General features: G+C 69.5%; 8 protein-coding genes and 1 pseudogene. 6 read left to right on the top strand and 3 right to left on the bottom strand.

Annotation, left to right across the window (positions count from 1 at the left end; translation table 11 throughout):
- Both QE494_RS02850 and senB read right to left on the bottom strand, forming a co-directional pair.
- Nucleotides 1-201, bottom strand: a pseudogene (locus QE494_RS02850) (selenide, water dikinase SelD); the annotation flags it as partial.
- A complete protein-coding gene (gene senB / locus QE494_RS02845; protein ID WP_300041353.1) occupies nucleotides 198-1,229 on the bottom strand; it encodes a selenoneine biosynthesis selenosugar synthase SenB in 1,032 nt (343 codons plus the stop codon). The pseudogene QE494_RS02850 and the gene senB, both read right to left, overlap by 4 nt.
- 173 nt (nucleotides 1,230-1,402) lie before the next feature.
- Here senB and QE494_RS02840 point away from each other — a divergent pair, with 173 nt between their 5' ends.
- The 4 genes from QE494_RS02840 to phnE all read left to right on the top strand — a co-directional run bounded on the left by QE494_RS02840 (nucleotide 1,403) and on the right by phnE (nucleotide 4,882).
- Nucleotides 1,403-2,257, top strand: coding sequence for a putative selenate ABC transporter substrate-binding protein (locus QE494_RS02840; protein ID WP_300041357.1), 855 nt, complete (start codon nucleotides 1,403-1,405; stop codon nucleotides 2,255-2,257).
- 90 nt (nucleotides 2,258-2,347) lie between these two features.
- Complete coding sequence (locus tag QE494_RS02835) at nucleotides 2,348-3,187, top strand: phosphonate ABC transporter ATP-binding protein (protein WP_300041351.1); 840 nt, start codon at nucleotides 2,348-2,350, stop codon at nucleotides 3,185-3,187.
- A gap of 10 nt (nucleotides 3,188-3,197) precedes the next feature.
- Complete coding sequence (locus QE494_RS02830; RefSeq protein WP_300041349.1) at nucleotides 3,198-4,112, top strand: ABC transporter permease; 915 nt, start codon at nucleotides 3,198-3,200, stop codon at nucleotides 4,110-4,112.
- Nucleotides 4,109-4,882, top strand: a complete 774-nt coding sequence (gene phnE / locus QE494_RS02825) for a phosphonate ABC transporter, permease protein PhnE (RefSeq protein ID WP_300041347.1) — start codon at nucleotides 4,109-4,111, stop codon at nucleotides 4,880-4,882. The genes QE494_RS02830 and phnE overlap by 4 nt, the downstream gene beginning before the upstream one ends.
- Nucleotides 4,883-4,952: 70 nt before the next feature.
- Here the strand turns inward: phnE and ftsY are convergent, their stop codons facing one another.
- Entirely contained in the window at nucleotides 4,953-6,128 is a 1,176-nt protein-coding gene (ftsY, locus tag QE494_RS02820) for a signal recognition particle-docking protein FtsY (protein ID WP_300041345.1), read from the bottom strand.
- A gap of 29 nt (nucleotides 6,129-6,157) precedes the next feature.
- Between ftsY and QE494_RS02815 the strand changes: the two genes are divergently transcribed.
- Nucleotides 6,158-7,654 carry a pitrilysin family protein gene (locus QE494_RS02815; RefSeq protein ID WP_300041343.1) on the top strand — a complete coding sequence of 499 codons (1,497 nt, stop codon included), beginning with the start codon at nucleotides 6,158-6,160 and terminating at the stop codon, nucleotides 7,652-7,654.
- Nucleotides 7,655-7,737: 83 nt separating this feature from the next.
- Nucleotides 7,738-9,107: pitrilysin family protein (locus QE494_RS02810; RefSeq protein WP_300041355.1), on the top strand; the 1,370-nt coding region annotated here is incomplete at its 3' end.

The raw sequence follows: 9,107 nt of genomic DNA, 5'->3' as shown, positions 1-9,107 counted from the left end.
GAGTCGGTAGACCGCGGCGTCGTCGGCTGTCTCGATGCCCACCAGCAACTCGGGCGGAATCGGCATCTGCGCGGTGCCGCGCAGGATCTCGGAGAGCACACCGGGGGCGATCTTGCAGCCGCAGCCGCCGCCGTGGGACAGGGAGGTCAGGCGTGGTTCGGCGGGCGTTGCCGCGGCACCGGGGGGCAGGGGGGCGTTCATGAGGCGGGTTCCTCTCGGGTGGGCGCTGCCGGAATGGCGAGCAATTCTTCAATCAATTGGTGCAGCGCCGCCCGTTCCGTCTCGGGCGCGAACAGCGACGCGCGCAGGGCGCATTGTCCCGCGAGACGGGCCAGCAGGCCGTCCGGGTCGGCCTGATCGATGCGGCAGCGGTGCAGCAACCCGGCCAGGGCCTGTCCGTCGTCGTGGGGAAAGAAGCCCGCGTACTGCGGCCCCAGCATCCCGACATTGCCCAGCACTCGGGAGGCGAGGACGGGGGTGCCACATTGGATGGCTTCCATCACGACATGCGCGCCGCCTTCCATCGCGCTGGTATTGACCAGCACATGGGCGCGGCGTATGGCGCGCAGCGCCTGGCCGTGTGGCAGCGGGCCGAGCCAGCGGTAATACGGCGCGTCGGCCTCCGTGGCGCGGGCGGCCTCGGCCCATTCGGGTGCCAGCGCCTCGCCGATGTGGTCGATGCGTATGTCAGCGCGGTCATGCAGCAAGCGGGCGGCCTGCATCACCGTCTGCGGGCTCTTGACTGCCCGCAGGTGGCCCACGCAGACCACCCGCAGCCAACGCCTGGCCTTGAGCGCAGGCACTCGCGCCGGCGTCGACTGGAAGATCACTCGCACCTTGGGTCTGTGGGCCAGTGGGACGCTGGCCGATGCCTGCTCCTGCAACACGACGAGCCGCTGCGCCAGTTCAAGCGAGCGCTTGGCGTCGCGGTCGCGGAAGATGTCGTGATAGAGATCGGTGCCGGTGAGGACGACCCCCAGCCCCTGTTGACCGCGCGCGCGGGCCCAGGCCCGGATCGACCCGGCCGAGCGAAGGGCATGCAGGGCCAGGATCCCCAGGTCACGGTCTGCTGCGGCCAGCGCCTCGGGGCCCTCGCCGGGCCAGTGGGTGACGATACGGGCGGCGAATTCGGGCGCGAGCAGCCGCTGCCAGCGGCGGGCAGTCTGCCAATTTCCGTTGTTGGCGTCGGCCAGGGCAGGGCTGACGATGGCGATTGAGGGGCGGGGCATTCAGGGCGTCAGCATAGGCGAGCCGCTCGGGCGGCCTGCCTGAGGCGCCCCATGGCCCCAAGCGGCGAGGGTGCTGCCCGATAGGTTCTAATTCGAGTTTGGTCGGCGCTTTTACACGCCGGCTACAAAAGGAGTAAAAAAGAATGACGATTTCCGTGTCCCGCCGCGCCACGATGGTTGCGGCCGCTGCCACCCTGGCAGCTGCAGTGTCCTCCACCCTGTCCCCGCTGGCCTTTGCCCAGTCGCGCACCCTTCGCGTCACCGCTATCCCCGACGAGTCGCCCACCGAGCTGGCCCGCAAGGCCGGGCCCCTGGTCAAGTACCTGGAGCAGAAGATGGGCATGAAGGTCGAGTACGTGCCAGTCACTGATTACGCCGCCGCCGTCGAGTCCCTGGCTAACCAGCAAGTCGACTTGGTCTGGTTCGGCGGCTTTACCTTTGTGCAGGCGCTGGTGCGCTCCGGTGGCAAGGCTATCCCGCTCGTGCAGCGGGAGGAGGACGCCAAGTTCCGATCGGTCTTCATCACCACCGACGACCGCATCAAGACCCTGGCCGACCTCAAGGGCAAGACCCTGAGTTTCGGCTCCACCTCCAGCACCTCTGGCCACCTCATGCCTCGTAGCTTCTTGCTCGCGGCCAAGCTCGATCCGGACAAGGACCTCAGGCGGGTGGCTTACTCCGGCGCGCACGACGCCACTGTGGCGGCCGTGGCCTCGGGCAAGGTCGACGCCGGCGCGCTCAATGTGTCGGTGTGGGAAAAGCTGGTCGAGGACAAGAAGGTGGATCCTGCCAAGGTGCGCGTCTTTTTTACCACCCCGACCTACTTCGACTACAACTGGACGGTCCACGCCGACATGCCGGCCGCCCAGCGCGAGAGGCTGGCCCGCGCCTTCCTGGACCTGTCGCCTGCCACGCCGGAGGGCCGCGACATCCTGGCGCTGCAGCGGGCTACCCGCTTTATTCCGACCCAGGCGGCCAACTACAAGGGCATTGAGACGGCTGCGCGCAGCGCGGGCCTTCTCAACTAGGAACAGGCAGACTCGGGCGTCGCGCCAGCGCGTCGGCACCGCCTCTTGGGGCCGGTGCCCTCGCGGCAGGCGCCCCGGCGGGACACTCCCATGCGCATCGAACTGCAAGGTCTGGCTCTGCGCCATCCGGCCGCCGCGCGCGGCGCCGCGCCCGCCCTGGGCCCCCTCGACCTTGGTATCGCTCCCGGCGAGCAGGTGGCCGTCATTGGCCCCTCGGGCGCCGGCAAGACCAGCCTGCTTCTGGGCTTGGCCTGCGCGCTGCGCCCGGCCACGGGCGGGCTGCGTCTGGACGGCACCGACCCCTGGTCATTGCCTGCGCGTTCGCTTCGCCGGCTGCGTGGGCAAGGCTTTCTCGCCCCCCAGGTGCCGCCGCTGCCGCCGCGACAACGGGTGGTGACCGCGGTACTGGCTGGCCGGCTGCCCCGCATCGGCCTGTGGGAAAGCCTGCGCAGTCTGGTGGTTCCGAGCGCGGTGCCGCAGGCCGAGGCGGCGCTGGCGCGCTTTGATCTGGCCGACAAGATTTTCGCCCGCGTCGACCGCCTCTCCGGTGGCGAGCGCCAGCGGGTCGGCCTCGCGCGTGCCCTGGTGGCCCAGCCGCGCCTGCTGCTGGTGGACGAGCCGCTGTCTGCCCTGGACCCGACCCGCGCCGAGCAGGCTATGCAGGCACTCACCGCAGCGGCGCGCGAGCAGGGCGCGACCCTGGTCTGCACCCTTCATCAGGTCCCGATGGCGCTGCGTCATTTCACCCGGGTGATCGGTCTCCAGGAGGGCCATCTGGCCTTTGACCTGCCGGCGGCCGAGGTGACCCCCGAGCGACTGCGCGCGCTTTATGCCCAGCACCTCGACGAGCTGGAGGAAGGCGGGCCACCCGATGCCGCCGCAACCGATCGGGTGCCGGCGGCGGCACCTGCGGTGATGCAATGCCGATGAGCGCATGACCATGAGCGGCGGCTCCCCCTCGGCCCCCCCCGCCGAGTGCCCGGACCCAGCAAGTCCGACGGCCAGCGTACGTCCCACCACCGTCGGTTCGCACGCCAATGCACCCGCGCGGCGAGATCCGGCTTGGCAGGGGCGCCTGTTCTGGACCTTGGCCGCCGCTGCCGCCCTGTGGCCGCTGCTGGTGCTGGCCGAGTTCAAGCCCTGGCTGCTGCTGTCCGAGGACAGCTTACGACCGGCGCTGCGCTTCCTGGCCGACTTCTTTCCGCCACGGGTGGATGCCGAGTTCCTGTCCCTGGTCGCCCGCGAGACCTGGCGCACCGTGGCCATCGCCACCGCCGGCCTGGCTCTGGGCCTACTGGCGGCCGTGCCGCTGGCGTTGCTGGCGGTGCGCACGCTGTCGTTGTCGGCCCTGACCGGGCGCATGGCCCGCGGCCCCTGGGCCCTGCGCTGGGTGGCGCGCACGGTGCTGGTCGTCTTGCGCAGCGTGCCCGAACTGATCTGGGCCCTGGTCTTCGTGCGCGTGGTCGGCCTCGGCCCTACCGCGGGCGTGTTGGCCATCGCGCTCACCTACGCGGGCATGCTGGGCAAGGTCTACGCCGAAATCCTGGAAAGCGGCGACAGCCATGCGGCGCAGGCCCTTCTGCGCAATGGCACTGGCCGGCTGCAGGCCTTCTTTTATGGGCTGCTGCCGCAGAACGCGGCCGAGCTCACCAGCTACACCGTCTACCGCTGGGAGTGCGCGATCCGTTCCTCGGCGGTGCTGGGCTTTGTCGGCGCCGGCGGGCTGGGCCAGCAGATGGACAACTCAATGAAGATGTTCAACGGCAGCGAGGTGGCGACCTTGCTGCTCGTCTTCGTGGCACTGGTGGCGCTGACGGATCGCCTCAGCGCCTTCTTGCGACGGGTGCTGGGATGAAGCGCTGCCCGGCCTGCTGGTTTCTCGCCGGTCTGCTGGCCTTGGTGGTGGCCAGCTTCGTTTCACTGGACCTGCAGTGGTCCCGTTTTTTCTCCGCCGATGCGCTGCGGCGCATGGGGCGTTTCCTCGCCGAGTTGCTCGCCCCCAGCACCGACCCGCGCTTTATTGCCAAGCTGCTGCCAGCGATGCTCGAGACGCTGGCCATGTCGGTGGTGGGCACGCTGTTGGCCGCCGTCTTCGGCCTGCTGCTGGCGTTGCCGGCGGCCCGAACCCATGCCGACGACCCGGCGCGCGGCCGTTCGCTCACCCGGCTCGTGCTCAATGCGCTGCGTAGCGTGCCCGAGCTGATGTGGGCAGCGCTGCTGCTGATCTCTGCCGGCCTAGGGCCGATGGCGGGCACTCTGGCGCTGGCACTGCACACCACCGGCGTGCTCGGCCGCCTGTTTGCCGAGGCGATCGAGAATGCCCCCGACGGTCCGGCCTTCGCGCTGCGGGTGCGCGGCGTGGGCGAGGGCCGGGTGCTGCTTTATGCGACCTTGCCGCAATTGCTGCCGCAGCTCGTGAGCTACACCCTCTATCGTTGGGAAAACAACATCCGCGCTGCCGCGGTGCTGGGCGTGGTGGGCGCGGGCGGCCTGGGCCAGATGCTGGCCTTTCACTTGGGCCTGTTCCAGATGCCCGAGACCAGCGCGGTGCTGGCGGCCATGCTGCTGCAGGTGCTGGCGGTAGATGCGGCCAGCGTGGCCGCTCGGTGGGCGATGGCGAGGTAGTGAGGGAGCGACTACCGGTTCACTCTCGGCGGTGTCCGTGGGCTCGGCGTGGCCCCGTCACGCACGGCTCTCAACCATCCTGCCCCAGCAAGGCCAGCGCGAACTCTCGCGCCTTGAAGGTTTCGAGGTCCTCGAGTTTCTCGCCTACACCGATGAAATAAACCGGCACCGGGCCTGCGCCCGCCTGGGTCTTGGCGCGCTCCTGGCCCCATTGCGCGATGGCAGCCAGCACACCGCCCTTGGCAGTGCCGTCGAGCTTCGTGACGATGAGCCCGGTCAGACCCAGGGCGGCGTCGAAGGCCTTGACCTGGGCGAGTGCGTTCTGGCCGGTGTTGCCGTCGATCACCAACAGCACCTCATGCGGCGGCGGGACCGACCCCTGTGCGCCGGGCGCTTCGCCCGCCTTAGCAATCGTGCGCTTGATCTTCTTGAGCTCCTCCATCAGGTGAAGCTGGGTGGGCAGCCGGCCGGCGGTGTCGACCAAGACCACGTCCTTGCCCCGGGCGCGGCCGGCGCTCACCGCGTCGAAGCTCACCGCTGCAGGGTCGCCCCCGGCCTGGCTCACGATTTCGACTGTGTTGCGCTCGGCCCAGACCGCCAATTGCTCGCGGGCGGCCGCGCGGAAGGTGTCGGCCGCCGCCAGCAGCACGGTGGCGCCGGAATCGGCTAGGTGGCGTGTGAGCTTGCCGATGGAGGTGGTTTTGCCGGCGCCGTTGACGCCGGTCACCATGATCACCGTAGGCAAATGCTGGCCGATGACCAAGGGCTTTTCCAGCGGTGCCAGCAGCTGTGTCAGCAGGTCGGCCAGAATGTTTCGAACTTGCGCTGGGTTGCTGGCGCCAGTGGCTTGCACCTTGCGCTTGACTTCGTCCAACAGCCACTGGGTGGCGGCTACACCGGCGTCGGCCATCAGGAGGGCGGATTCAAGCTCTTCGTACAGCGCGTCGTCGATGCGGGTGCCGGTGAAGACCTGGCTGATGCTCGAGCCGGTCTTGCGCAAGCCGGCGCTGAGCCGGCCGAACCAGCTGCTGCGGGTGGCGGCGCCAGAGGTGGCAGACTCGGCGGGTGTTGAAGGCGCCTGTGGCACCGGCAGAGACTGGCCCAAGGCGCTGCCGATCCGTCCGGCGACGGGCGCGGCAGGCACGGCGGGTGCCGGGGCCGCGGGGATCGGCGCAGGGGGCTGCGCAATCGGAGGCGGCGCGATCGGGGGCGGCGCAGGGGCTTTTTTCCGGAAGAAGCTGAACATCGATGGGCTTGGGTAATTCTTAGGATTCTATGAAACAGCATTCGACGATGGGGGCGGGCTTGGGCCGGACACTTTTTCTGGCCCTGACCCTGGCCGTGACCGGCTGGGCCTTCGCTCAAACGCCGTCCAGGCCGCAGCCCCAGGTGCCCACGGCTCCCGCCCCGACCGCAACCGCCCAGGGGCCCGCGGGCCTCACACCCAGCGCTGGCGTGCATCGCTTCACGCTGGACAACGGCCTGACCGTGATCGTCCGCCCCGACCGGCGCGCGCCCACCGCCGTCCACATGCTCTGGGTGCGGGTGGGGTCGATGGACGAAGTCGACGGGACGACCGGCGTGGCCCATGTCCTCGAGCACATGATGTTCAAGGGCACACCCACCGTGCCCGCGGGCCAGTTCTCGCGTCGGGTAGCGGCCTTGGGCGGCCGCGAGAACGCCTTCACTGCCCGTGATTACACCGGCTACTTCCAGCAAATTCCCGCCAACCGGCTCGAGGAGGTGATGCGGCTCGAGGCCGACCGCTTTGCCAACAACCGCTGGCCCGACGACGAATTCCGCCGCGAGATCGAGGTGGTCAAGGAGGAGCGGCGCTTGCGCACCGAAGACTCGCCCCGTGCCCGCCTGTTCGAAGCGCTCAATGCGATGACCTTCCAGGCCTCGTCCTACCGCACGCCCGTCGTGGGGTGGATGTCCGACCTGGACGCGATGACCCCCGAGGACGTGCGCGCCTTCCACAAGCTCTGGTACCAGCCGTCCAATGCCGCCGTGGTGGTCGCCGGCGACGTGGATCCGGCCCAGGTGCTGGACATCGCTCGCCGGACGTACGGGCAGATCCCCGCTGGCGTGGTGCCCGCCCGCAAGCCGCGCGAGGAGCCGCCGCAGCGCGGTCTGCGCCAGATCGAGGTCAAGGTGCCCGCCGAGCAGGCCGTGGTGTCGCTGGCTTTCAAGGTGCCGCGCCTGACCTCGTTGGACGAACTCACGCCCGTCAACCAGGACGCCCTCGCACTGGGAGTCCTGGCCTCGGTTCTCAATGGCTATCCGGGCGCGCGCCTCGACCGCGGCCTCACGCAAGGCCCTGACCGGGTGGCCGACAGCGTGAGCGCAGGCAATGGCCTGTGGGGCCGAGGGCCCCAGCTGTTCACGCTGTCCGGTGTGCCCGCCGCCGGTAAGACGCCGGAGCAGGTGCAGGCCGCCCTGCGCGCCGAGGTGGCTCGCGTGGCCCGTGACGGCGTGTCGGAGGCCGAACTCGCGCGCATCAAGACGCAGTGGATGGCCAGCGAGATCTACAAGCTCGACGCGGTCTTTAACCAGGCCCGCGAGCTGGGTGTCTACTGGGTCAGCGAGCTGCCGCTCGACTTCGGTGAGCGGCTGATCCGCCGCTTGCAGACGGTGACCCCGGCCCAGGTGCAGTCGGTGGCGGCTCGCTACTTCGGCGACGACACACTGACGGTCGGCATCCTGCGCCCCGTGCCGCGTGAGGCCGGCTCCGGCCCACGCACCCCGCCGGCGGCCGGACATCGCCACTGAACCGAATCGCCAGGAAAAAACCGATGCCCTTTGCTGCTTTGAACTCTCGCGCCGGCCGATCGATGCCTGTGCTGCAGTCCCTGATGCCGGCGACCCTCGCCCTGCTGCTGCTGGTCGCCGCTCCACTGGCTCGGGCGATGCTGCCCATTCAGCACTGGGTGCAGCCCTCGGGTGCGCGGGTGTACCTCATCGAGAACCCGTCCATCCCGATGGTCGATGTGCAGATCGACTTCGACGCTGGCCAGCGCCGTGCGCCGCAAGACCGGATCGGACTGTTAAGCGCGATGACCTCGATGCTGTACAGCGGACTGGCGCCGCGTGACCCAGGCCGTAGCGCCGCTGCCAACCGGTCCGGCTTTTCAGGGCGCTACGACGGCCGCTACGACGGTGCCATGGACGAGAACGCCGTCAGTGAGGCTTGGACCGAGCTGGGTGCCAGCTTCGGCGTGGGTGCCGGCGACGACCGGCTGTCGGCCACCCTGCGCTCGCTCACCGAGCCCGACCTGCTGGCGCGGGCGGTGGCCCTGGCTGCCCGGCAACTTGGAGAGCCCTCCTTCCCCGCCGACCAGTGGGCGCGTGACCAGGCCCGCAAGATCGCCTCGCTGCGCGAGTCCATGACCCGGCCGGGCACGATGGCTTCGCGAGCCTGGTACTCGGCGGTGTTCGGCGACCATCCCTATGGCTACATGTCCACCGAGGCCAGCATGCGCCGTATCACGGTGCAGGACCTGCGTGATTTCCATACCCGTCACCTGAACGCCTGCCGCGCCCGCATCACCCTGGTGGGCGCGGTCACCCGTGCACAGGCGGATCGGATCGCCGCCGAGTTGCTCGCGCGCCTGCCGGACGCGGGGCAGGGCGCCTGCCCGCCGCTGGCGGCGTTGCCCGAGGTCAAGCCCCTGACCGCCCCTGTGGATATTTCGCTGCCCCTCGAGTCAGCCCAGGCCCATGTGTTGATCGGCCAGCCCGGCTTGCGGAGGTCCGACCCGGACTACCTGGCGATGCTGGTGGGCAACTACATCTTGGGCGCTGGTGGTTTCGTTTCCCGCCTCACGCAGGAGGTGCGCGACAAGCGGGGACTGTCCTACAGCGTCAACAGCAACTTTGTTCCCGGCCTTCAGGTCGGCTCCTTCTGGGTCGGCCTGCAAACCCGCCCTGACCAAGCGAAGCAGGCGGTGGACGTGGTGCGCGCCGAACTGGCCCGCTTCGTCGCGGAGGGGCCTACCGAGGCCGAGATGAGGGCTGCCAAGGACAACCTCGTGGGCGGCTTTGCCCTGCGCATCGACTCCAACCGCAAGTTGCTGGACAACGTGGCGGCGATGGCCTGGAACGACCTGCCCCTGGACTACCTCGACACCTGGACCGCCAAGGTCGAGGCGATCACCGGCGAGCAGGTGCGCGCCGCCTTCGCCCGCAAGCTGCAGCCCGAGCGCATGGTGACCGTCGTCGTGGG

It is taken from the genome of Ramlibacter sp. (assembly GCF_029866045.1).
Taxonomy (GTDB): Bacteria; Pseudomonadota; Gammaproteobacteria; order Burkholderiales; family Burkholderiaceae_C; genus Ramlibacter.
This window is presented reverse-complemented; position numbering and strand designations above follow the sequence as displayed.

Coding starts and splice junctions, on each gene's coding strand:
- senB (WP_300041353.1), bottom strand. CDS start 1,229: ATGCCCCGCCCCTCAATCGCCATCGTCAGCCCTGCCCTGGCCGACGCC.
- phnE (WP_300041347.1), top strand. CDS start 4,109: ATGAAGCGCTGCCCGGCCTGCTGGTTTCTCGCCGGTCTGCTGGCCTTG.
- ftsY (WP_300041345.1), bottom strand. CDS start 6,128: ATGTTCAGCTTCTTCCGGAAAAAAGCCCCTGCGCCGCCCCCGATCGCG.
- QE494_RS02835 (WP_300041351.1), top strand. CDS start 2,348: ATGCGCATCGAACTGCAAGGTCTGGCTCTGCGCCATCCGGCCGCCGCG.
- QE494_RS02830 (WP_300041349.1), top strand. CDS start 3,198: ATGAGCGGCGGCTCCCCCTCGGCCCCCCCCGCCGAGTGCCCGGACCCA.
- QE494_RS02815 (WP_300041343.1), top strand. CDS start 6,158: ATGAAACAGCATTCGACGATGGGGGCGGGCTTGGGCCGGACACTTTTT.
- QE494_RS02840 (WP_300041357.1), top strand. CDS start 1,403: ATGGTTGCGGCCGCTGCCACCCTGGCAGCTGCAGTGTCCTCCACCCTG.